Consider the following 21933-nt stretch of genomic DNA (forward strand, 5'->3'; position numbering starts at 1 on the left):
AAGGGGGGCCGCTGGCGCCGGCACGACCGCCGCGACGCCCGGCCACGGACCGCCTGCCGGCCTCGTACAGTCTCAAGGAACGGATCGGACGAGATGAGCAGTTCATCGGGCCTCTTCGTCGGGCTGAAGGGACGCGCCGCCCTGGTGGTGGGCGACGAGCACACGGCCGTGCGGGTCGGCAGCGGCGGCGTCACGGCGCTGGCGACGCCCGTGATGGTCACGCTGATGGAGGCGGCGGCCGTGGACGCGGTCGCCGATGCGATGCCGGACGGCCAGCAGAGCGTCGGCACCCGGCTCGACGTCGACCATCGCGCCGCCACGCCGCTCGGCATGCGGGTCGAGGCCGAGGCCGAGCTGGTCGCCGTCGACGGCCGCACGCTGACCTTCCGGGTGGTCGCCCGCGACGCCGTCGAGATCATCGGCGAGGGCACCCATGTGCGGGCCGTGATCGACACGCCCCGCTTCGACCAGCGCCTCGCCCGCAAGGCGGCAGCCCCCGGCGCGTGAGGCGTCCGTCTCGCGGCTTTCGGGTGGCGCGATCGCGACCGGCGTGATTCCCTTCCCGGCGCGGCGGCCCGCCGCCGCGCAATGCCGAACTGCGGAAGGATCCCCATGCCCAAGATCGACCTCGACGCCGTCCCGCTCGACACCGGAAGCCTCTATCCGGCGCAGTTCCGCGCCGCGGTCGAGGGGCGGGCGCGCAAGCGGCTCGGGCCGGCCGCGGGGCTCACCCAGTTCGGCGTCAACCTGTGCCGGCTGAAGCCGGGGGCGGCCTCGTCGCAGCGCCACTGGCACGCCGCCGAGGACGAGCTCGTCTACGTGCTGGAGGGCGAGGTGGTGCTGTGCGAGGACGCCGGCGAGACGGTGCTGCGCCCGGGCGACGTGGCCGCCTGGAAGGCCGGGGTCGCCGACGGCCACTGCCTGGTCAACCGCTCCGAGCGCGACGCGGTGTTTCTCGAGATCGGCACCCGGGCGGCGGCCGAGACGGTCGACTATCCGGGCATCGACATGCAGATGCGCCGCGACGGCGCCGGCCCGCGCTACGTGCGCCGCTCCGGCGAGCCGTACTGACCGGCGGCCGGGGCGTCCGCCGAGATGGCGGCGCCGGCCGCTTGCGCCGGCCCGCCGCAGCCGGCAAGATCGGCGACCCGACAAGAACAAGAGACGTTCGGGACGGAAACGCCTCAGACGGAACCCCGTCGCCCCGGGAGGAGCCTTCGCATGTCCGCCACTCGCCGATTCGTCTCGGCCGGCCTGCTCACGGTCGCGCTCGCCCTGCCGCTGTCGCTCGGCGCCCCGGCCGCGCAGGCCGGCGTGAAGATCGGCGCGGTCCTCTCCGCCACCGGGCTCGCCGAGTATCTGGGCGCCCCGGAGAAGCGCACCCTCGAGCTGTGGGTCGAGGCCATCAACGCGGCCGGCGGCGTCGACGGCGAGACGATCGACCTGATCGTCCACGACGACGGCGGCGAGCCGGAGGTGGCGCGCGCGCTGGCGACCCGGCTGGTCGAGCAGGACAAGGTGGCGGCCGTGATCGGCGGCACCACCACGGCGACCACGCTCGCCATGATCCCGGTCCTCGAGGCGGCGCAGGTGCCCTTCGTGTCGCTCGCCGGTGCCGTGCAGATCGTCGAGCCGGTGCGCAAATGGGTGTTCAAGACGCCGCACACCGACCGGATGGCCTGCGAGAAGATCTTCGCCGACCTCAAGCGCCGCAAGCTGACCACCATCGCGATCGTCTCCGGCACCGACGCCTTCGGCCGCTCGATGCGCGAGCAGTGCGTCAAGGTGGCGCCCGCCGGCGGCATCACGGTCGCCCACGAGGAGACTTATGGCCCGGCCGACACCGACGTGACGGCGCAACTCTCGGCCGTGAAGGCCCGGCGCGGCCTGCAGGCCGTCGTCGTCGCCGGCCACGGCCAGGGACCGGCGATCGTCACCCGCAGCTACCGCCAGCTCGGGATCGGCCTGCCGCTGTACCAGAGCCACGGCGTCGCCTCGAAGCAGTTCATCGCGCTCGCCGGCCCGTCCGCCGAGGGCGTGCGGCTGCCGGCCGCCGCCCTGCTGGTCCCCGACAAGCTCGCCGAGGGCGACCCGCAGAAGGCGGTCGTCCAGGCCTATGCCCGCACCTGGCAGCAGAAGACCGGCCAGCCGGTGTCGGCCTTCGGCGGGCACGCCTATGACGGGCTGATGCTCGTGGTCGAGGCGGCGAAGCGCGCCGGCGGCTTCGACCGGGCGAGGCTGCGCGACGAGCTCGAGCGCACCCGCGGCCATGTCGGCACCGGCGGGGTGGTGACCATGTCGCCGACCGACCACACCGGCCTCGATCTCTCGGCCCTGCGCATGCTGGAAATCCGCAAGGGCGACTGGGTGCTGGTCTCCGAGCAGGGCTCCTGAGCGGCGCCGGGGCGGGTCCGGCGCGGCACCGCCGTCCGGCTCCATGCCGCTGGCCCAAAACGAGAATTGCTCCAATGGAGCGGTTGTTTGACCTATGACAAGGCGACCCGCGGTCCCGCCTGCCCAATCTCGGCGCGGGACGGCGGTCGGCCGGCCCGCGGCGCCGATCCGGGCGGCCGCCCCATGACAGCCGACTTCGCGGGACCCGGGGTCCCGGCTGCGGAGATCCGGCGCGCCCGCGAGGACGGTCGATGACCAATTCAGACATCATGCTCGCCCTCAAGGAGGTCATCGACCCCGAGATGGGCATCTCGATCGTCGATCTCGGCCTGGTCTACCGGGCCGACTGGACGGCCGAGGGCATCGTCGTCGACATGACCACCACGGCGCCGAGCTGTCCGTTCGGCGAGGTGATGGCCTGCGCCGCCAAGGCGGCGCTGCGCCGGCAGTTCGCCGAGACGCCGAGCATCCGGGTCCGTCTCCTGTGGGATCCGCCGTGGAGCCCGGAGCGGATGACCGAGGAAGGCCGCTTCGCGCTCGGCTGGGTGCCGGGCGAGCCGTTCTCCGACACCAGGCACTGACCCCGGGCGCTGACCCCGGGGCGACGCCCGGCACCGGCCGCCGGAGCGGCGGCCCTGCCCGCGGCGGCCGCCGTCTCGCCCGCCGATCACGTTTGTGTACAAACGATCCCTCCCGCCGTCGAACCGGTTGCTCTCGCCGGCTCCGGGGTGGTTGACTGCGCTCGCCGCGGCACGGGCGCCCGCCCGCCGGCGCGGCCAGTCGAGGGAGAGGGCAGGATGGCCGAGGAGGTGCGCGCACCGCTGGCCGGGACCGTGCAGTCGGTGCTGGTCGAGGCCGGCGCCGCGGTCGAGGCCGACGACGAGCTCGCCGTGCTGGCGAGCGGCGGCGCCGAGCATCTGATCTACGCGCCCTGCGCCGGCACGGTGCTGGCCGTGCGGGTGGCCGAGAAGGCCGCGGTCGCGGCCGGCGACGTGCTTCTGCTGATCGACTGAGCGACCGACACCCGCGCCGGGCGGGCCCCGGTCCGGCCCCGCGATCCCGCCGGTCCGGGCGACCACGTTTCCCACCAGTCACCTCAACACGGGACTCCGATGCATTTCGATCTGAACGACGAACAACGCATGGTCCAGGAGACGGCGCGGCGCTTCGCGCTCGAGGACATCGCGCCGACGCTCGTGGAGGAGGAGAAGGCGCACGCCTTCAAGCCCGAGCGCGTGGCCCGCATGGGCGAGCTCGGCTTCTTCGGCTGCGCCCTGCCGGAGGAGCTCGGCGGCACCGGGCTCGGCTTTCTCGAGTCGGTCCTGATGGCCGAGCAGGTGGCCAAGATCTCCGCGTCCTGGCGGCTGCCCTTCAACATGCAGAATCTCGGGCCGGCCCTGACGGTGACGAAGTTCGGCACGCCGGAGCAGAAGCAGAAATACGTGCCCGGCTGGGTCGCCGGCACCCGGCTCGGTTTCTTCGCCATGACCGAGCCCAACACCGGCTCCGACGTCGCCAGCATGAAGACGCATGCGATCGACAAGGGCGACCACTGGGAGGTCCACGGCACCAAGATGTGGATCTCGCAGGCGCATGTCGGCGACGCCGGCCTGCTCTACGCCTACACGGACCGATCCGCCGGCAACCGCGGCATGACGGCCTTCATCATCGAGCCCAAGGCCTGGGCCGGCGTCTCGGCGCGGCCGATCGAGACCAAGCTCGGCCTGCACTGCGCGCCGACCGGCGAGTTCGTCTTCGACGGCATGAAGGTGCCGAAGGAGAACGTGCTCGGCACGCCGGGCGACGGCTTCCGCATTTGCATGTGGCAGCTCAACCAGACGCGGCTCGGCTGCGCGGCGGGCGCGCTCGGCGTCGCCGGCGGCTGCCTCGACCTCGCGGTCGACTACGCCAACGGCCGCACCCAGTTCGGCAAGCCGATCTCGCAGCACCAGATGGTGCAGGCCCAGATCGCCGACATGGTCGCCGAGCACCAGGCCGCCCAGATGCTGGTCTACCGCGCCGCCTGGCTGAAGGACCAGGGCAAGCCGAGCCAGTACGAGACCTCGGTCGCCAAGCTGTTCGCCTCCGAGGCGGCCGTGCACGCCGCCAACGAGTGCATGAAGATCTTCGGCTCCTACGGCTTCTCGACCGAGTACCCGGCCGAGCGCTTCTATCGCGATGCGAAGTCGCTGCAGATCGTCGAGGGCACCTCGAACATCCAGCGCATGATCATCGCCGGCATGGCCTGCGGCTTCACGCCCAACCGGGAGTGAGCCGGCGACAGGCGGGGCGCACCCCGAGGGACGAAACGGCTTTCCCGTCTCTCGGCCGCGTGCTCCGGACAAGGCGCAGCCGGTCGGAGACCTGATGCGCCGCAGCGCCGGGGCCCGGGGGCGGCGCGGCAAGAGGTCCCCGGACCACCTCGCCCGATCGCTCCGGGGCCCGGGTCACGGCGCGGTGCGCCGCGCCCGGGACACGAGGCCCGTCCCGGCGCGCGGCAGCGGCGCCGACGCGTTTCCGGGCAGCGGGCTCGTGGCTCCCCGGGGACGCCGCCCGACGCATCTGAACCAAACGGTCCGCCGCGGTTTCTAAGAGACACAGCCGCGGCGGGCGGAGGTCGTCCGCGCGCGAAACGACCCATGGAGATTCCGATGCGCTCCTCGCTGCTCGCGCTCGCGGCCCTCGGGGCCGTGCTCGCCCTCGACACCGCCCCGGCCAGTGCCCAGACCGGCCCCATCTATCCGTGGTGTGCGCAGTATGGCGGCCGCGGCGGCGGCGGCACCAACTGCTACTTCGCCAATCTCTGGCAGTGCCAGCAGGCGATCAGCGGCAACGGCGGCTGGTGCTACCGCAACCCGTTCTCCGCCTACGGGTCCGAGCAGCCGCGCGACCGCCGGCGCTCGCGCCAGGAGCAACGCCGGTACTGACCGCGCCGCGCGCGGCACCTGCACAAGGTCGTGATCGTTACGCATGCCGGGGGACCTCGCGGGCGTGATAGCGTGGCGCATCGAATCTCCAGGAGGTCGCGATGCGCGCGCTTCTCGTGACGGCCGGGCTGGCCGCGGCGATCGTCGCCGCCGGTGCGTCGGCCGGCCACGCCCAGGTCCCCTCGCCGGTCGGTCCGATCTATCCGTGGTGCGCCGATTACGGCGGCCGCGGCGGCGGCGGCACCAACTGCTACTTCGCCAATCTCTGGCAGTGCCAGCAGGCGGTCAGCGGCAATGGCGGGTTCTGCTACGAGAACCCGTTCGCCTGGTCGCAGGCGCCGGCAGGAGTCGCCAGGCCGCGCAAGGCGAAGCGGCACTCCGGCTGATCGCGCCGACCGGCCGCCGAACCGGCCTGCGCCGGCCTCCCTGCCGGCGCCCGGCCCGGCGTGGTAGCGTACGCCGCGAATCCTCGATGCTGGAGATTGTCGATGCGTGCCCTGACGATCGCTGTCGGTCTCGCCGCGGCGGCGCTCGCCGCCGGCGCCGGGCCGGCCCGCGCCCAGGTCCCCTCGAAGGTCGGTCCGATCTATCCGTGGTGCGCCCAGTACGGCGGGGCATTCGGCGGCGGCACCAACTGCTATTTCGCCGAGCTGTGGCAGTGCCGGCAGGCGATCGTCGGCACCGGCGGCTGGTGCTACGAGAACCCGTTCGCGTGGTCGGTCCCGCCGGCCGCGCCGCCGCCGCGCCGCAAGGCCCGGCGGCCCGCCCGGTAGACCCCGTGCGGCGCCGGATCGGCTCCCGCCCGGTGCGGCAGGGCGGGGGAGGGGCACCGTGACCACGCTGCTCCGCCTCTGCCTGATCGGGCTCGCCGTCTACGCCGTCCTCGTCGCCGTCCTCTACGTCGCCCAGCGCCGGCTGATGTATCTGCCGGAGACCCGCCGCACGCCGCCCGTGGCCGCCGGCCTGCCGCAGGCGGAGGAGATCGAGCTCTCGACCGCCGACGGCGAGCGTCTGGTCGCCTGGCACGTGCCGCCGCGCGACGGCCGGCCCGTCCTCCTCTATCTGCACGGCAACGGCGGCGCGCTGCGCCACCGGGCGGAGCGCTTCGCGGCGCTGGCGCGGGACGGCTTCGGGCTGCTGGCGGTGTCGTATCGCGGCTTCGGCGGCTCGACCGGGGCGCCGACCGAGGCCGGGCTCCTCGCCGACGCCGAGGCCGGGCACGCGCTGCTCGCCGCCCGCTACGGGCCCGGCCGCATCGTCGCCTTCGGCGAGTCGCTCGGCACCGGCGTCGCGGTGGCGCTGGCCGCCACCCGCGAGGTCGCGCGCCTGATCCTGCAGGCGCCCTACACCTCCACGGCCGACGTCGCCCGCATCGCCTATCCGTTCGTGCCGATCGGGGTCCTGATGAAGGACCAGTTCCGTTCGGACCTGCGCGCGCCCGCCGTCACGGCGCCGACCCTGGTCCTGCACGGCACCCGCGACAGCGTGATCCCGATCGCCTTCGGCGAGCGGCTCTACGCGCTGCTGCGCGCGCCCAAGCGCTTCGTCCGCCTGCCCGGCGCCGACCACGAGGATCTCGACGACTTCGGCGCCCTCGACGCGGTGCGGGACTTTCTGGCGCGGGAGCCGGACGAGGCGCGGTGAGCGATCGGCTCCGGCGGCGCCGGTCGCGGCGCGTGCGATCGAGCGTCGGTCAGTTGAACGTCGTGTAGATCTTGCCGGGCTCGCCGCCGACCCGGCGGAAGCCCTCGACGGCCGGCGGGTAGCCCTGGCGGATGCCCAGCGCGCGGGCATAGGAGCCGGCCGCCTTCTCCTTGTCGTTCATCCGCTCGTAGGCGAGGCCGCGGCTGGTCCAGGCCTGCACGTTCTGCGGCTCCAGCTCGACCGCGTCGTCGAGGTCGCCGGCGGCGGCCTTGAGGTCGCCCACCGCCAGATAGGTGAGGCCGCGGGCGATGAACGGCTCGGCCTGCTGCTGCGACAGGCCGATGGCGGTCGAGAAGTCGTCGATGGCGTACTGGTACTGCCGCTGGCTCTGATAGAGCAGGCCGCGGTTGTAGTAGGCCTGGGCGTTGTCGGGCCGGATCTGGACCGCCTTGTTGAAGTCCTGCAGGGCGCGCAGCAGCTCGCCCTTGTCCCGGTAGGCCATGCCGCGGCCCACATAGGCGACCGCATAGGCGGGATCGATCTGCAGGGCGCGGTCGTAGTCGGCGAGCGCCTGGTCGAGCTTGCCGGTCTGCCGCCAGGCGAGCCCGCGATTGGCGTAGGCCTGGGCGTAGTTGGGATCGAGCTGGATCGCCTTGTCGAAGTCGGCGAGCGCGTCCTGGTAGCGGCCGGACTGGCCGAGCACCGAGCCGCGCATGTTGTAGGCCTGCGGGTCGTTGGGATTCTTGGCCAGCACCGCGGTGAGCGACGACAGGTTGGCGGGCGAGGCCGCCGAGGTCGCGTCGTCGACCACGGTGGTCGGCATGTTCATGATGGTCGAGCAGCCGCCGAGCGCCAGCGCGGCGGCCACGAGGCCGGCGGCGAGCAGCTTCGATGCGGGGAGGGGGCGCGCCGCGGCGCGGCGCACCGGGAGGCCGGTGCGGCTCGGGCCAGACCAGCCGAGACTCTCGCAACCGGGTGTCATGGCCTTCCTCGTGACGCGACGTGACATGCCGCGCTCGGGGCAGCGGCTTGTCCCTGGGTCACGGACAAAGGCGGCGATCTTGCGGCGACGCCGCCATTTCACGCGATTTCGGACGCGCGTGAGCTCGAACTCGCGCTCACGCGAGATCGCGGCGGGCGGCGGGGCCGTCCGCTCGCGCTCGGTCGATCGGCAGGGCGTGTCAGCGCGGGGCGCTGCTGCGGAAGCCGCCGCCGGCACCGGCCGGGCGGGCGCCCGGACCACCCGCGCGCACCGCGGGCTTCGGCTTGCCGGGGATGAGGCCCTCGCGCTGGGCGCGCTTGCGGGCGAGCTTGCGGGCGCGACGGATCGCCTCGGCCTTCTCCCGCGCCTTGCGCTCGGAGGGCTTCTCGTAGTGACCGCGCAGCTTCATCTCGCGGAAGATGCCCTCGCGCTGCATCTTCTTCTTGAGCGCCTTGAGGGCCTGGTCGACGTTGTTGTCGCGAACGAGTACCTGCACGAAGCGTCCTCTCGAATGGCTTGTCGGTTGATCTGGCGGGCCGTCCGCCAGCGGTCGAACGATCGCGCGGGCTCCCAGGTGGGGGGCGTCTACCAGAAAGCGCCGGCGAAGTCCATCATGCGTCGCGACAACGCCGCGATCTCCGGAGCGATCCGGTCGGGGCTCACGGGCGCGCGCGGCTGACGAGCGCCGACGGGAGCGATCGACCTCTGGCCGAACAGGTATCCCGCAGAGACAAAGGCGGCCGCGCGCTTTAGACGTGCCCCCCGAAATCGTGCCCTGAAATCGATAAGGAGCCCGCAGGGGCCCTTCGTCGGCCTTCAAAAAACCCAGGGATCGCCACAGGATGGAGACAGCACGGCGCGACCGCCGGTGACCCGAACGATTGCCCGTCATTCAGTCGAACAGCACCCGGTTCACGTGGCCCATCTTGCGGCCGGGGCGGACGATCGGCTTGCCGTAGAGGTGCACGGAGGCGCCCGGGACGGCGAGCCAGGTCTTGTGCTCGTCCACCTCGGCGCCGATCAGGTTGATCATCTCGGCGCGGCCGTGCCGCACCGGCACGGCGAGCGGCCAGCCCGCCACAGCCCGGATGTGCTGCTCGAACTGCGACACCGTGCAGCCATCCTGGGTCCAGTGGCCGGAATTGTGGACCCGCGGCGCGATCTCGTTGACCAGCACGCGGCCACCGCCGCCGGCATCACCGGCGACCCAGAACATCTCGACCGCCATCACGCCGACATAGCCGAACGCCTCGGCGATCCGCCCGGCGATTTTTCGCGCGGCCTCGGCGATCTCCGTCGGCACGGCGGCCGGGACGCGGGTCACCTTCAGGATGTGATCGCGATGCTCGTTCTCGCACAGGTCGAAGGCCTGGACGGTGCCGTCGAGGCCGCGGGCGACCACCACGGAGACCTCGCGCTCGAACGGCACGAAGGCCTCCAGGATCGCCGGCTGCCGTCCGATCTCGTCCCAGGCGATCCCGGGATCGTCGCCGGCCCGGATCGTCACCTGGCCCTTGCCGTCGTAGCCGAACCGGCGGGTCTTCAGCACCGCCGGCCGGCCGACCGCGGCCAGCGCCGCGTCGAGCCCGGCGCGGTCGTCGACCGCGGCGAACGGCGCCGTCTCGATGCCCAGCGCGGTGACGAAGGTCTTCTCCAGGAGGCGGTCCTGGGTGGTCGCCAGGATCTTCGGGTCGGGCAGCACCGGCTTGCGGGCCGACAGGAACGTCGCCGTCTCGGCCGGGACGTTCTCGAACTCGTAGGTGACGACGTCGACGTCGTTGGCGAAGCGGTCGAGCGCCTCCTTGTCGGTGTAGTCGGCCTCGGTCACGCGGCGGACCACGTCGAAGGCGCAGGACTGCGGGTCCGGGCACAGCACGTGGCATTTGAAGCCGAGGCGGGCGGCGGCGAGCGCCAGCATGCGGCCGAGCTGGCCGCCGCCGAGAATCCCGATGGTGGCGTCCGGGCCGAGCGGACGCGGGGCGACGATCACGCGGAGGCCTCCTCGGACGGCGCCTCGGCGACGCTCTCGGTCTGGCGGCGGCGCCAGTCCTCCAGGCGGGCGGCGAGGCCGTCGTCGCCGATCGCCAGGATGGCGGCGGCGAGCAGGGCCGCGTTGACGGCGCCGGCGCGGCCGATGGCGAGCGTGCCGACCGGCACGCCGGGCGGCATCTGGACGATCGAGTAGAGCGAATCGACCCCCGACAGCGCCTTGGATTCCACCGGCACGCCGAGCACCGGCAGCGGCGTCATGGCGGCCGTCATGCCGGGCAGGTGGGCGGCGCCGCCGGCGCCCGCGACGATCACCCGAAAGCCGGCCGCCTTGGCGCCCTTGGCGAAGGCGACCAGCCGGTCCGGGGTGCGGTGGGCCGAGACGATGCGGGTGACGTGGCCGACGCCGAGCGCCGTCAGGGTCTCGGCGGTGTGCCGCATGGTGGCCCAGTCGGACTGGCTGCCCATGATGATGGCCACCGGGGTCGCGGTCATGGCTCTCTCGGAACTGCGGGGCGCCGCGGCAGACGCGGCCCGGATGCGCGGTTCTATGGCCGGTGCGCCCGGCTGGCAAGCGAGCCGGCGGGGGCGGCGCCGGCCCCGGCGGGCTTCGGCCCGAGTCCCGAATCACGTAGATCCGGAGCATCACGGGGCGCGGCGACCGCGATGCGGGGCAAGACGGCGGAACGGCAGACGCAGCAGGCCGCAGCGGGCCCGGGCAAGCCGTCGCGGGCGACCGCGGCGACCGCCGACGAGGCGTTCGCTTCGCCCGCATCGAAGCCCGACGCGCGGGCCCGCTCGCGGCCGGGGCAGCTCGCCTCGGAGGCCGACCGGCTGGAGGCGGGCGTCGTCCAGACGCTCGCCCGCGAGGTCGAGGCGCTGCGCGCCGCGCTCGCCGCCGCGCAGGTCCGGGTCGCCGAGCTCGAGGCCCGTGCCGACCACGATCCGCTGACCGGCCTGCTCAACCGCCGCGGCTTCGAGCGCGAGCTCGCCCGCGCCGCGGCGCATGTGCAGCGCTACGGCGGCCGGCTGGTGCTGATCTATCTCGATCTCGACGGCTTCAAGCCGGTCAACGACACCCACGGCCACGCCGCCGGCGACGCGGTGCTGCGCGCCGTGGCCGAGGTGCTGCGCGCCCATGTCCGCGCCTCCGACCTGGTCGCCCGGCTCGGCGGCGACGAGTTCGCCGTGCTCCTGTGGAATCTCGCCGACGCCGACGCCGACGCCAAGGCGGCGGCGCTGGAGGCGATGATCGCGGCGGTCCGGGTGCCGTGGGCCGAGGCCGAGATCGCGGTCGGCGCCTCGGCCGGGACGGCGCCCCTGACCGACCCGTCGGCCGCCGCCGAGGCGCTCGCCCGCGCGGACGCCGCCATGTATGCGCGAAAGCGCCGGCGCGGCAGGCGCGACCGCTGACGCCGACGGCCCGTGGTGCTCGGGCGGGTCAGGCGATGATGTCGGGCGTGATCTGGTCTTCGATGAAGGAGATGCGGTCCTTCAGCCAGAGCTTGCGCTTCTTCAGCCGCTGGACCTGGAGAATGTCGGAACCCGGCGTGTCCTGCAGCACCGCGATCGCGACGTCGAGGTCGCGATGCTCCTGGCGCAGGCGCGCGAGCTGTCCCTTGAGGTCGGCTTCGTTCTCGTTCATCGGACCGCGTTCGCCACCGGACCGTCTGGTCACGGGACCGTCAGGTCGCAGGACCGCTGCACCGGCCGCGGTCCTGGCATGCCCGGGTCGAACGATCGCGGCCTCTGGCCGCATGTATCGCCCGGCGGCGGCGTTTTTTCAAGTTTCCCAATGTGCGCTTCGGCGGTAGCGGCAACCATCACGAAACGGTGTCGTGCGCTGCACAAACGATCGCCGTCGACTCTAAAGTGTCATCGTGGCAGACTGTCATCGTCAGGCAGCAATCTGACATGAGGAGAATCGCCACATGGCCACGCTCTCGCTTGCTGAACTCGAACAACGGCACCGGATGCTGGAAGCGGAAATCTCTGAAGCCCTCCAGCATCCGTCAGTCGATGATCTCCAGCTCGTCGAGTTGAAGCGTCGGAAACTGCAGCTCAAGGATGCCATCGTTCGGATGAAGCACCAGAGCAGCGTACACTGAGGTTCAGTCGCAAGACATTATCGAGGTTTGTTTGGTAGATCCGCCGGCTCTCGGGAACGAGGCCGGCGGTTCTGTTTTCGGGGGACGCGGTTCGTCTGCGCGGCGGTGCCGCGCTCTTCGTCACGTCCGGGTGACCGGCTCCCGGTCACGTCAGATCTTGCGCAGCTCGGCGGCGGCACGGGCCAGCACCTCGACGATGCGGGCCTCCGCCTCGGCGTCGCCGCGGAACCGGTCGGCGGCGATGTCGCGCAGATTGTCGACCGCGGCATCGACCAGCCGCGAGACGCGGGGGCCGCGCTCGGTCTCGTCGCGCTCGGCCCGGCGGCGCCAGCGCTCCGCCTTCTCGCCGACCGCCGCCAGCCGCTCCAGCACGGCCTCGACCAGCGCCTTGTTCTCGGCCAGCGCGCCGCGGCCATCTTCGGTGATGGTGTACAGCTTCTTGCTGCCCTCGGTCTCGCCGGTCACCCAGCCGGCCTCCTCCAGCCAGGTCAGGGTCGGGTAGACGACGCCGGGGCTCGGCGCGTACCAGCCCGCGGTCTTCTCCTCCAGGACCTTGATGATCTCGTAGCCGTGCCGCGGCTGCTCGGCGATCAGCGCCAGCGCCAGCAGGCGCAGGTCGCCCTGGGCCAGCATGCGGCCGACCCGGCCGAAGTCGCCACCCCCGAAGCCATGGTCCCGGCCGCCGCCGAAGCCCGGTCCGCCGCCGAAGCGGCCGCGGCCGCCGTGCCGGCCGGCCGCCCAGTGGCCGCCGTGGCCGTGATGATCGTGGTGATCGCAATGTGGTGCGTGCATGGTGTTCTCCTGTCTTCGATATATCGCTAGATAGGGCATCGACAGACATAACGCAAGATATATCGAAGACGGTTGCCGTCTGGCCGGGACGCTTGCCGGCGGGCGATCCGACTGGTTTCCTCGCGGGGTGAGGAAACCAACAAGGAGAAGCGCAATGCGCGCGGAGTTTTCGCGGCGCCGGGTTCTGGCGCTGGCGGCGGCGCTCGCCGTGCCGACGGCGGGCGGGGCGGCGGCCCAGGGCGGCGGCCAGCCCGCGGGCCAGTCCGCAGGGCCGCAGCCCGCAGGGCCGCAGCCCGCAGGGCCGCAATGGCCGACCCGGCCCGTCACCCTGATCGTCCCGTTCCCGGCCGGCGGCGGCAACGACGCCATGGCCCGGATCGTCGCCGACAAGCTCACCGGCGCGCTCGGCCAGCAGGTGCTGGTCGACAACCGGGGCGGGGGCGGCGGCAACATCGGGACGCGGGCGGTCGCGCGCGCGCAGCCCGACGGCTACACGCTGCTGCTCGGCCACACCGGGACGATGTCGGTCAATCCGAGCCTGTTCGCCGGCGCCGGCTACGACCCGCGCAAGGATTTTTCGCCGATCGGCCTGATGGCGACCATGCCGGTGGTGCTGCTGGCGCATCCGTCGTTCCCGGCCAGGACCGTCGCCGACGTGATCGCCGCCGCCAAGGCGGCGCCCGGCAGGATCAGCATCGGCACCTCGGCGGTCGGCACCGGCGGCTACATGACGGCCGAGCTGTTCAAGGCGAGTGCCGGGATCGACGTGACGCTGGTTCCCTACAAGGGGACCGGGCCGCTGATGAACGACCTGGTCGGCGGTCACGTGCCGGTCGCCTTCGGGGTGCTGGCGCCGGCGCTCGGCAACATCGAGGCGAAGACGCTGCGGGTGATCGCCGTGATGAGCCGCGAGCGCTTCCCGCTGCTGCCCGACGTGCCGACCGCCGACGAGTCCGGCCTGCCCGGCTTCGAGTCGGTGCTGCACTACGGCCTGCTGGCGCCGGCCGGCACGCCGCAGCCGATCGTCGCCCGCATCAACGCGGCGCTTCAGGCGCTGGTGAAGACCGAGGAGGTGGCGAAGCGCATCCGTGCCGAAGGCGGCGCCCCGCTCACCAGCACGCCCGAGGAATACGCCGCCGACATCGACCGCGAGGAAAAGAAGTGGAGCGCCCTGGTGCGGCGGCTGGGGCTGAAGGGGGATTGATGGGCTGAGATGCGGTGCCTCGTGCCCCGGACAAGGCGCATCGGGCCAACGGCCTGATGCGCCGCAGAGCCGGGGCCCAGGGCGACGCGGCAATCACCGCGTTTGCTCGCTCCTGGGTCCCGGGTCGCGGCGCTACGCGCCGCGCCCGGGACACGAGATCGTGCTGTCCTCTTCACGCCTCCCGCGCCATCTCGCGCAGCTTGTACTTCTGGATCTTGCCGGTCGAGGTCTTCGGGATCTCGGTGAACACCACGTGGCGCGGGCACTTGAAGTGGGCGAGGCGGTCGCGGCACCAGGCGATCAGATCCTCGGGGCTGGCCGTCCGGCCCTCGCGCAGCTCGACGAAGGCGCACGGCGTCTCGCCCCACTTCTCGTCGGGCTTCGCCACCACGGCGACGGCGGCGACGGCCGGGTGCTTGTAGAGCGCGTCCTCGACCTCGATGGAGGAGATGTTCTCGCCGCCCGAGATGATGATGTCCTTGGCGCGGTCCTTGAGCTGGACGTAGCCGTCCGGATGCATCACGCCGAGATCGCCGGAGTGGAACCAGCCGCCCGCGAAGGCCTCGTCGGTCGCTCTCTTGTTCTTCAGATAGCCCTTCATCACCACGTTGCCGCGGAACATCACCTCGCCCATCGCGGTGCCGTCGGCCGGCAGATCCTCCATGGTGGCGGGGTCCTTCACGGCGAGCCCGTCGAGCCCGACATAGGGCACGCCCTGCCGCGCCTTCAGGGCGCCCCACCGGTCGACCGCGAGGGCGTCCCAGTCGCGGTGCCAGTCGTTGATCACCGACGGCCCGTAGGTCTCGGTGAGGCCGTAGAGATGGGTCACCTCGAAGCCGGCCTCCTTCATGGCGACCAGCACGGATTCGGGCGGCGGCGCCGCCGCCGTGAAGAACTGCACCGTGCCGGCGAGCGGCTTGCGCTCGGCGTCGGTGGCGTTGAGCAGCGTCGACATCACGATCGGCGCGCCGCACAGATGGGTGACGCCGTGCGCCGCCATCAGGTCGTACATCAGCGAGGCGCGCACCTGGCGCAGGCAGACATGGGTGCCGGCGACCACCGAGATCGACCACGGGAAGCACCAGCCGTTGCAGTGGAACATCGGCAGGGTCCACAGATAGACCGGATGCTTGCCCATCGCGCAGTTGACGACGTTGCCGACCGCCAGCAGCGAGGCGCCGCGGTGGTGATAGACGACGCCCTTGGGATTGCCCGTCGTGCCCGAGGTGTAGTTCAGCGAGATCGCGTCCCACTCGTCGCCGGGATGCGCCCGCGCGAAGTCCTCGCTGCCTTCGGCGACGAAGTCCTCGTAGTCGAGCGCCCCGATGCGCTCGCCGGGGCCGGCGAACTCGGGATCGTCGTAGTCGACGACGAGCGGCTTCACCTTGGCCGCGTCGAGCGCCGGCTTCATCACGCGCGAGAACTCGCGGTCGACGATCACCACCCTGGCCTCGGCGTGGTCGAGCGAGAAGGCGATGATGGCGGCGTCGAGCCGGGTGTTGAGGGTGTTGAGCACGGCGCCGGTCATCGGCACCCCGTAGTGGCATTCGAGCATGGCGGGCGTGTTGGCGAGCATCACCGAGACGGTGTCGCCGCGGCCGATGCCGCGCTTCGCCAGCGCCGAAGCGAGCTTTTTTGCACGAATATGAAAATCACGATAAGTCCGGCGCAGCGGTCCGTGCACCACGGCGAGGTGGTCCGGATGCACGCGGGCCGCCCGCTCGAGGAACACGAGCGGGGTCAGCGGCTGGTGGTTGGCGGGATTGCGGGCGAGATCGGTGTCGTAGGCGTTCGAGGCCATTGGGCGGTTCTCTCCCTGGACGAGCCACTCCAGGGTAGCGGAGCCACCGCGGGCGTAAAGCCGCGTGCGGCGCCCTGCCGCTCGTCCTTTCGGGTCAGTCGCCGCGTTCGGGCAGCGCCGAACGGGCCGCCTCGGCGAGCGGCCAGGAGATGGCGAACACCTGGCCGTCCCAGGTCTCGACCGTGAGCCACAGGCCCTGGTCGCCCGTCACGGTCTCGGGAAACGGCACATGGGCGTGCAGGCGGGCCGGATTGCCGTGCAGAATGTCCTCGCCGGGCTGCTCGGGCGGCACCGCGCCGACATGCAGGACGGCGGTGCGGATCCGGCCCCGGCCCCCGTCGCAGAAGCGCGCCGCGTAGTCCTTCACCCGGCCGCCGTCGTGGTCCGTCCGCGGAGGCGCCGTCGAGACCTCGGCGAGCGTCACGGTGAACGGCCCGACGGCGCGCTCCGGCAGCACCCGCGCGCCGAGCCCCGGCACCGGCTGGTCGGCCAGATAGACGGGCGTCAGCGCGAGCGGCGCCAGCAGGACGAGGCCGTTGAGATGATAGCGGCTCCGCCGCCAGAGTCGTCGCCACCGGCCGTCGCGCATCATCCTCACTCCGCCGGCTGCGGCGCATCCGCCGGCGCACCGCGAAACAGTGCCGCGGTCTCGCGGGCCGTGCGCGTCGTCCACACCTGGACGCCGCTCGCCACCAGGGTGGTCAAGGCGAGGCCGAACACGGCCCACACGAGCTTCGACCACAGGCCCGCGAAGGTGCCGTAATGGAGCGGGTCGGCGACGTGGTCGAGCAGCGTCAGGCCGGCGAGCTCGCCGGTCGACCGGCTGGCGATCACGGCGCCCGAATAGGGATCGACCCAGGCGCCGACCGCGGTGTCGTCGACCAACGGGAGCCAGTCGCGCCCCGACACGCCGATGGCGCCGTGGGCGTGCTCCGGCATCGCCACCCAGCGGACGTCGAGATCGGGGAACCGGCGCTTCACCACGGCGATCGCCGCGTCGATGCCGATGCGCGGGACCGGCTCGCCGGGCGCGACGGTCGGCACCGCGGTGCGCGGCAGCACCGGCGGCTCGTCCCAGTACCGGTGGCCGGCGTGGATCATCACGGCCTGGGCCAGATACCAGGCCGAGGTGACGGCCAGGACGGCGACGAACCACAGCGACCAGATCGCCAGCAGCCGGTGCAGGTCGCCCCAGAACACGCGCCCGTCGCGCCGCCGCAGGCGCGGCCGGAGATAGTCGCGCCAGAAGCGGCGATAGACGACGACGCCGGTGATCAGGGAGCCGGCGAGTGGCACGCACAGGAGCGTCACCAGATAGTAGCCGACGCTGAACCCGTCCGACCACGGGATCAGCAGCCAGGCGTGCAGCGTCCGCATGAACATCGGGAAATCGAGGCCGCCGCCGACGCCCTGCACGACGCCCGTGTAGGGGTTCACGAAGACCCGGCCGGTCGTCCCGTCCGGCATGTGCATCCACACGACGGCGGCCAGATAGGAGGCGCGCCGCGTCACGAACGCGACCGTGCCGCCCGGCACGGCCGCGGCCGCGGCGTCGGCGACGGCGCCGAAGGAGAGCGCCGCCCGTCCGTCGGGATTGTCGGCGCGGGTGCGGGCGTCGGCGAGCCAGGCGATCTCGTGGCTGACGCAGGCGACCGTGCCGCTCGCGCAGACGAACAGCAGCAGGATCCAGATCGGCAGCGCGAACCAGCCGTGCAGGACCAGCCAGATTCGCCGGCGCGGCCCGGCGACGGTCCGGCGCGGCCCCGCGTCCGGCTGCGCCGCGCCGCTCACCACCGGTAGCGCACCGAGGCGACGACGCGGCGGCCGTAGCCGTAGGAGCACGCGTTCGATCCGCCGTTGCAGATCACGTACTCCTTGTCGAACAGGTTCGTGGCGTTGATCGCGAAGCGCCAGCTCGCGATGTCGTAGTGGACGATGGCGTCGGCCAGCACGAAGCCGGGATTGCGGATCGTGTTGTACTGGTCGCCGAAGCTCGGCCCGACATAGCGGACGCCGCCGCCGAGCCCGAAGCCCTTGGCGAAGCCCTGCTGGACCGTGTAGTCGGCCCAGCCGGACGCCATGTATTCGGGCGTCGCCACCGGCGCGCGCCCGACCAGCGCGGCGTCGTTGTCCTGGGTGACCTCGACCTTGTTGTAGGTGAACGCCGACAGAAGCTTCCAGCCGGACGGCAGGCTCGCCTGGCCTTCGATCTCGATGCCACGCGAGCGGATCTCGCCGGTCTGCACATTGAACACCGTGTTGACCGGATCGACCGTCAGGGCGTTCTGCTGGGTCAGCTCGTAGACGGCCGCCGTGATCAGCATGTTGCTGCCGAGCGGCTGGTACTTCACGCCGGCCTCGTACTGGGTGCCGGTGGTCGGCTGGAAGGCGTTGCCGAGCCGGTCGGTGCCGGCGGTCGGCTGGAACGACTCCGAGTAGCTGAGATAGGGCACGAGGCCGATGTCGAACTCGTAGCCGAGCGCGGCCCGCCACGTCGTCGCCCGGTCGTGCTGGTCCGAATCGGTGGGGCTCGGCACCAGGAAGGTCGGCCGCTTGTCGATGGTGTTGTGGGCCGAGTCGCGGCGCGCTCCGAGCGTCAGCAGCCACTTGTCCGCGATCTTGATCTGGTCCTGGGCGTAGACGCCGAGCTGCCGCTGGACCTCGTCCTGGTCCATGTAGCTGTAGATGGTCGGCGCGACGTTGCTGTAGACCGGATTGTAGAGGTCGAGATTGGTGCCGTAGCCCAGCCCGACCTTGTCGGTCGACTCGAATCGCAGATAGTCGGTGCCGATCAGCAGCGTGTGGGCCAGGAGCCCGGTGCGGAACTTGCCCTCGACACTGGTGTCGACCGTGAACGAGGTGAGGTGCCCGTCCACCGTGAAGCCGTACCGGCTGATCGTGCGCTGATCGGCGAGAAGGGCGTTGTTGTAGACGATCGCCCAGTCGGTCTTCAGGTCGCCGTAGCGAAGATTCTGGCGGACCGTCCAGTCGTTGTTCAGGCGGTGCTCGAACAGATAGCCGATCGAGGTCTGGTCGCGATTGACCTTGTCGAAATCGGGATCGCCGACGAAGCGGCTGCGCGGGATCGTCCCCCACGGGCTCGGGACCAGGGTGCCGACATAGGGCAGGCCCGTGAAGGTCGAGCCCTGGCGGTCGCGCTGGTGGCTCGCCAGGATGGTCAGCGTGGTCGCGTCGTTCGGCTTCCAGGTCAGCGCCGGGGCGATGAAGGTGCGGTCGTCCTTGGCGAAGTCGATCTGGGTGTCGCCGTCGCGCACCACGCCGGTGATGCGATAGAGCCAGTGGCCGTCGCGGTCGATCGGGCCGCCGAGATCGAAGGCCGCCTGCTTCTGGTCGAAGCTGCCGTAGCGCAGCTCGATCTCGCGGAACGGGGTCGCGGTCGGCCGCTTGGTCACCTCGTTGACCAGGCCGCCGGGCGGGTTCTGGCCGTACATCACCGAGCTCGGCCCCTTGACCACCTCGATGCGCTCGAGCCCGTAGGGCTCGTAGGACCAGCCGCTCCAGTTGATCACCGGCATGCGCATGCCGTCGCGATAGACGCCGCGGGTGGTCAGGTTGAAGCCGCGCGCCATGAACTGGTCGAAGCGGTTGTCGAAGCCGTAGGGCTGGGTGAAGACGCCGGCCGTGTAGCGCAGCGCCTCGGCGACCGACTGCGGCTGCTGCTCGTCGATCTGCTGGCGGGTGACGACCGAGACGGCCTGCGGGATCTCGATGATGGGCGTGCTGGTCTTGGTGCCGCCGGTGGCGCGGCCGGCGACGTACCGGCCGGTGCCGTCGCCCTCGCCCTCGACCACCAGCGGATCGAGCGGGATGCCGTCGGACTGGGCGAAGCCGGGGGGCGCCAGCCGCGGGTCGTAGACCGTCACGGCGCGCGGGCCGGTGAAGCGGAAGCCGAGGCCGGTGCCGGCGAGCAGCCGGTTCATCGCCTCCGGCGGCGTCGCGCGGCCGGAGAGGCCGGGCGAGCGGCGGTCGCGGGTCGTCTCCGCTCCCATGACGAGCTGCAGTCCCGCCTCGTCGGCGAAGCGGTTCAGCGTCTGGGCGAGCGGGCCCGGCGGAATCGCGAAGCTTCGGGACTCGGCGAGTGCCGCCGTGTCCCGTCCGGCGGGAGGCGGGGCGGCGGGCGTCTGGGCGAAGGCCGGCGAGCCCGTCGGCGCCATGATCGCGAGCGTCGTCACGATCGTGGCCGTCGTGCCGAGCAAGGCGCTCCGCCAAAAGCTGTGTCTCGTTCCCATCACGCCCCCCGAGCATCCGCGAGGGCACGACACGCCCTCGCACCCGCTATGACGGGTGAGGCTCCGGAACGAGGAGGTCGACGGGCTCCAGAATCCGTATGATGCGAGACGCCGGAGGGGATTCCGGCATCAGCGATGCAAAAGGATCACATAATCGCTCAGCCGGGTGGAGCGCAGGCCCAGCGACGCCTCGAGCGAATCCACAACGGCGACCGGATCGTGGATCTCGAAGACGCCGCTGACACGACGCTGGTCGATCGCCGGATCGACGATCTTGATGGTGCCGACGTGATAGCGGTTGAGTTCGCGGATCACGCCGCCCAGCGGCCGGTCGACGACGATCAGCTTGCCGCGTCGCCACGCCGTGACGCTGCCGGGATCGACCGTGGCGACCGCGCCGAGGCCGTTCCCGCTCGCATAGGCGATCTGCTCGCCCGGCGACAGCGTGACGGGCGTGGCACTCTGCGGAAACGACACGCCGATCCGGCTCTCCAGATCCGTGACGAGGGCGCCGCCCGCCTCGAGCCGTACCACGAACTCGGTGCCGAGCGCGCGCACGAGCCCGCCCGCCGCCTCGACCTCGAACGGCCTTGCCGTATCGCGCGCCACCGCGAAGACGGCGGCGCCACGCAGCAGCCGCACCCCGCGTCGCCCGGCGTCGTAGTCGACCGCGAGCGCCGATGCGGTGTCGAGCGTGACGGCCGTGCCGTCGGCGAGCGTCACGGTGCGGGTCTCGCCGGTCGCCGTCATCACATCGGCCGCCCACCGGGTCGGCATGTCGAGCGCGACGACGACGGCGATCAGCAGCGAAGCCGCGATGGCGAGCCCGGCGATCGCACGGCCCTGCCGCGGCGCCGCCGGTGCGATCGGGTGCGGCATGCCGCCGGCCTCCCGCCACACGCGCTCGACCGCGGCATAGGCCGCGCGATGGGCCGGATCGGCCATCCAGGCTGCGAAGGCACGTTCGTCCGCGTCCGACGGCGGCGCCGCGTCGCGGCGCGCGAACCAGGCGGCGGCCTCGTCGAACACGTCCCCGTCGATTCCGGATTTCGCGTCCAGCACGCCTGCCTCGTCCACCGCACCACGGGCTGCCGGTCTTCCGACCGCAGCCGCCGTTCCGTTCACCCATATGACGGACGTGGCCGGCGGAAAAGGACCTTCGACTCGTCGCCGGGATCGCTCTCGCTCGCCCGGCTCCCTCGCACCGTGATGGTCGCGACGACGTCAGTCGGCCTGCGCGAGACGACGGGCGCAGTGGGCGAGGGCATGGCGCAGATGCTTCTCCACCATGTTGCGGCTGATGCCGAGCCGCGTCGCGATCTCGCCTTGATCGAGATCGTCGAAGCGCCGCATCACGAACACCTGCCGGCAGCGCGGCGGCAGCTCTTCCACGGCGCGCGCGATCACGGCGAGGCGCTGGCGCGCCAGGAGGACGCGCTCCGCATCGGCACGGCTGTCCGCCACCGTGTCGGGCACGGGTCCGACCACCAGCGTGCGATCCCGCACCCGGCCGCTGCGCAGATGGTCGGTCGCGAGATTGCCGGCGACCCGGTACAGGTAGGCGCGCGGATTGTCGACGGCGGCGCCCGCCGACAAGACGAGCCTCAGGCAGGTCTCCTGCATGATGTCGGCCGCCGCGGCCGGACAGCCGACCTTGCGCTGTACATAGGCCGTCAGCTCGTCGTAATGGGCGACGACGGCGGCGAGCAGCGGGCTGGTCGAGGCCTCGGACATGGGCGGGCGACAATCTCGATCGCGGAGCGCCGATGCGCATCGAGATGCACGCACGGGCTGACCATGTTAGCCCGACGGCAGCCTCGGAGGCAAGTTAGAGAAAATCTA

General features: G+C 71.9%; 25 protein-coding genes. 13 read left to right on the top strand and 12 right to left on the bottom strand.

Annotation, left to right across the window (positions count from 1 at the left end; all coding sequences use genetic code 11):
• Nucleotides 1-93: 93 nt before the first annotated feature.
• The 10 genes from J2S22_RS03975 (at nucleotide 94) to J2S22_RS04020 (ending at nucleotide 6965) form a co-directional block, all read left to right on the top strand.
• Entirely contained in the window at nucleotides 94-507 is a 414-nt protein-coding gene (locus tag J2S22_RS03975; RefSeq protein ID WP_272775734.1) for a thioesterase family protein, read from the top strand.
• Nucleotides 508-612: 105 nt separating this feature from the next.
• The gene (locus J2S22_RS03980) at nucleotides 613-1071 is read left to right on the top strand and encodes a cupin domain-containing protein (protein WP_272775733.1); all 459 of its coding nucleotides are present in this window, start codon (nucleotides 613-615) and stop codon (nucleotides 1069-1071) included.
• 150 nt (nucleotides 1072-1221) lie between these two features.
• Nucleotides 1222-2394, top strand: coding sequence for an ABC transporter substrate-binding protein (locus J2S22_RS03985; protein ID WP_272775732.1), 1173 nt, complete (start codon nucleotides 1222-1224; stop codon nucleotides 2392-2394).
• Between the two features lie 251 nt (nucleotides 2395-2645).
• Nucleotides 2646-2975 (top strand): metal-sulfur cluster assembly factor, encoded by a 330-nt coding sequence (locus J2S22_RS03990; protein ID WP_272775731.1) that lies wholly within the window; start codon nucleotides 2646-2648, stop codon nucleotides 2973-2975.
• 216 nt (nucleotides 2976-3191) lie between these two features.
• Nucleotides 3192-3407, top strand: a complete 216-nt coding sequence (locus tag J2S22_RS03995) for an acyl-CoA carboxylase biotin carboxyl carrier protein subunit (RefSeq protein ID WP_272775730.1) — start codon at nucleotides 3192-3194, stop codon at nucleotides 3405-3407.
• 99 nt (nucleotides 3408-3506) lie between these two features.
• On the top strand, nucleotides 3507-4667 hold the full coding sequence (locus tag J2S22_RS04000; RefSeq protein ID WP_272775729.1) for an acyl-CoA dehydrogenase family protein: 1161 nt from the start codon (nucleotides 3507-3509) through the stop codon (nucleotides 4665-4667).
• A 378-nt stretch (nucleotides 4668-5045) separates the two neighbouring features.
• Nucleotides 5046-5321: a DUF3551 domain-containing protein gene (locus J2S22_RS04005; RefSeq protein WP_307155793.1), complete on the top strand. Its 276-nt coding sequence runs from the start codon at nucleotides 5046-5048 to the stop codon at nucleotides 5319-5321.
• Between the two features lie 101 nt (nucleotides 5322-5422).
• Nucleotides 5423-5707, top strand: coding sequence for a DUF3551 domain-containing protein (locus tag J2S22_RS04010; RefSeq protein WP_272775727.1), 285 nt, complete (start codon nucleotides 5423-5425; stop codon nucleotides 5705-5707).
• Nucleotides 5708-5809: 102 nt separating this feature from the next.
• Nucleotides 5810-6094, top strand: a complete 285-nt coding sequence (locus J2S22_RS04015; protein WP_272775726.1) for a DUF3551 domain-containing protein — start codon at nucleotides 5810-5812, stop codon at nucleotides 6092-6094.
• A 58-nt stretch (nucleotides 6095-6152) separates the two neighbouring features.
• Complete coding sequence (locus J2S22_RS04020) at nucleotides 6153-6965, top strand: alpha/beta hydrolase (protein ID WP_272775725.1); 813 nt, start codon at nucleotides 6153-6155, stop codon at nucleotides 6963-6965.
• A 49-nt stretch (nucleotides 6966-7014) separates the two neighbouring features.
• Here the strand turns inward: J2S22_RS04020 and J2S22_RS04025 are convergent, their stop codons facing one another.
• The 4 genes from J2S22_RS04025 to purE all read right to left on the bottom strand — a co-directional run bounded on the left by J2S22_RS04025 (nucleotide 7015) and on the right by purE (nucleotide 10431).
• A complete protein-coding gene (locus tag J2S22_RS04025; protein WP_272775724.1) occupies nucleotides 7015-7947 on the bottom strand; it encodes a tetratricopeptide repeat protein in 933 nt (310 codons plus the stop codon).
• Between the two features lie 199 nt (nucleotides 7948-8146).
• Complete coding sequence (rpsU, locus tag J2S22_RS04030; RefSeq protein ID WP_307155794.1) at nucleotides 8147-8443, bottom strand: 30S ribosomal protein S21; 297 nt, start codon at nucleotides 8441-8443, stop codon at nucleotides 8147-8149.
• A 396-nt stretch (nucleotides 8444-8839) separates the two neighbouring features.
• Entirely contained in the window at nucleotides 8840-9934 is a 1095-nt protein-coding gene (locus J2S22_RS04035; protein WP_272775855.1) for a 5-(carboxyamino)imidazole ribonucleotide synthase, read from the bottom strand.
• Nucleotides 9934-10431, bottom strand: a complete 498-nt coding sequence (gene purE, locus J2S22_RS04040) for a 5-(carboxyamino)imidazole ribonucleotide mutase (RefSeq protein ID WP_272775723.1) — start codon at nucleotides 10429-10431, stop codon at nucleotides 9934-9936. The genes J2S22_RS04035 and purE overlap by 1 nt, the downstream gene beginning before the upstream one ends.
• Before the next feature lie 171 nt (nucleotides 10432-10602).
• Between purE and J2S22_RS04045 the strand changes: the two genes are divergently transcribed.
• Entirely contained in the window at nucleotides 10603-11349 is a 747-nt protein-coding gene (locus J2S22_RS04045; RefSeq protein ID WP_272775722.1) for a GGDEF domain-containing protein, read from the top strand.
• A gap of 28 nt (nucleotides 11350-11377) precedes the next feature.
• On the opposite strand, the gene J2S22_RS04050 is transcribed toward J2S22_RS04045, so the two are convergent.
• Entirely contained in the window at nucleotides 11378-11581 is a 204-nt protein-coding gene (locus J2S22_RS04050; RefSeq protein ID WP_272775721.1) for a YdcH family protein, read from the bottom strand.
• 286 nt (nucleotides 11582-11867) lie between these two features.
• Between J2S22_RS04050 and J2S22_RS04055 the strand changes: the two genes are divergently transcribed.
• Complete coding sequence (locus tag J2S22_RS04055) at nucleotides 11868-12044, top strand: YdcH family protein (RefSeq protein WP_272775720.1); 177 nt, start codon at nucleotides 11868-11870, stop codon at nucleotides 12042-12044.
• 150 nt (nucleotides 12045-12194) lie between these two features.
• Here J2S22_RS04055 and J2S22_RS04060 read toward each other — a convergent pair whose 3' ends face one another.
• On the bottom strand, nucleotides 12195-12836 hold the full coding sequence (locus J2S22_RS04060) for a PadR family transcriptional regulator (RefSeq protein WP_272775719.1): 642 nt from the start codon (nucleotides 12834-12836) through the stop codon (nucleotides 12195-12197).
• Between the two features lie 154 nt (nucleotides 12837-12990).
• Between J2S22_RS04060 and J2S22_RS04065 the strand changes: the two genes are divergently transcribed.
• A complete protein-coding gene (locus J2S22_RS04065) occupies nucleotides 12991-14040 on the top strand; it encodes a Bug family tripartite tricarboxylate transporter substrate binding protein (RefSeq protein WP_272775718.1) in 1050 nt (349 codons plus the stop codon).
• 172 nt (nucleotides 14041-14212) lie between these two features.
• Here the strand turns inward: J2S22_RS04065 and J2S22_RS04070 are convergent, their stop codons facing one another.
• The 6 genes from J2S22_RS04070 to J2S22_RS04095 all read right to left on the bottom strand — a co-directional run bounded on the left by J2S22_RS04070 (nucleotide 14213) and on the right by J2S22_RS04095 (nucleotide 21825).
• Entirely contained in the window at nucleotides 14213-15841 is a 1629-nt protein-coding gene (locus J2S22_RS04070; RefSeq protein WP_272775717.1) for an acyl-CoA synthetase, read from the bottom strand.
• Nucleotides 15842-15935: 94 nt separating this feature from the next.
• The gene (locus J2S22_RS04075; protein ID WP_307155796.1) at nucleotides 15936-16430 is read right to left on the bottom strand and encodes a PA2404 family protein; all 495 of its coding nucleotides are present in this window, start codon (nucleotides 16428-16430) and stop codon (nucleotides 15936-15938) included.
• 5 nt (nucleotides 16431-16435) lie between these two features.
• Nucleotides 16436-17635 (bottom strand): PepSY-associated TM helix domain-containing protein, encoded by a 1200-nt coding sequence (locus tag J2S22_RS04080; RefSeq protein WP_272775715.1) that lies wholly within the window; start codon nucleotides 17633-17635, stop codon nucleotides 16436-16438.
• Entirely contained in the window at nucleotides 17629-20058 is a 2430-nt protein-coding gene (locus J2S22_RS04085) for a TonB-dependent siderophore receptor (protein ID WP_272775714.1), read from the bottom strand. Before J2S22_RS04085 ends, J2S22_RS04080 begins: the two co-directional genes overlap by 7 nt.
• A gap of 162 nt (nucleotides 20059-20220) precedes the next feature.
• Nucleotides 20221-21153, bottom strand: a complete 933-nt coding sequence (locus J2S22_RS04090) for a FecR family protein (protein ID WP_272775713.1) — start codon at nucleotides 21151-21153, stop codon at nucleotides 20221-20223.
• Between the two features lie 162 nt (nucleotides 21154-21315).
• The gene (locus J2S22_RS04095; protein ID WP_272775712.1) at nucleotides 21316-21825 is read right to left on the bottom strand and encodes an RNA polymerase sigma factor; all 510 of its coding nucleotides are present in this window, start codon (nucleotides 21823-21825) and stop codon (nucleotides 21316-21318) included.
• Nucleotides 21826-21933: the final 108 nt, after the last annotated feature.

Origin of the sequence: Rhodoplanes tepidamans, assembly GCF_030813915.1 — a bacterium.
In the GTDB taxonomy this organism is placed as follows: Bacteria; Pseudomonadota; Alphaproteobacteria; order Rhizobiales; family Xanthobacteraceae; genus Rhodoplanes; species Rhodoplanes tepidamans.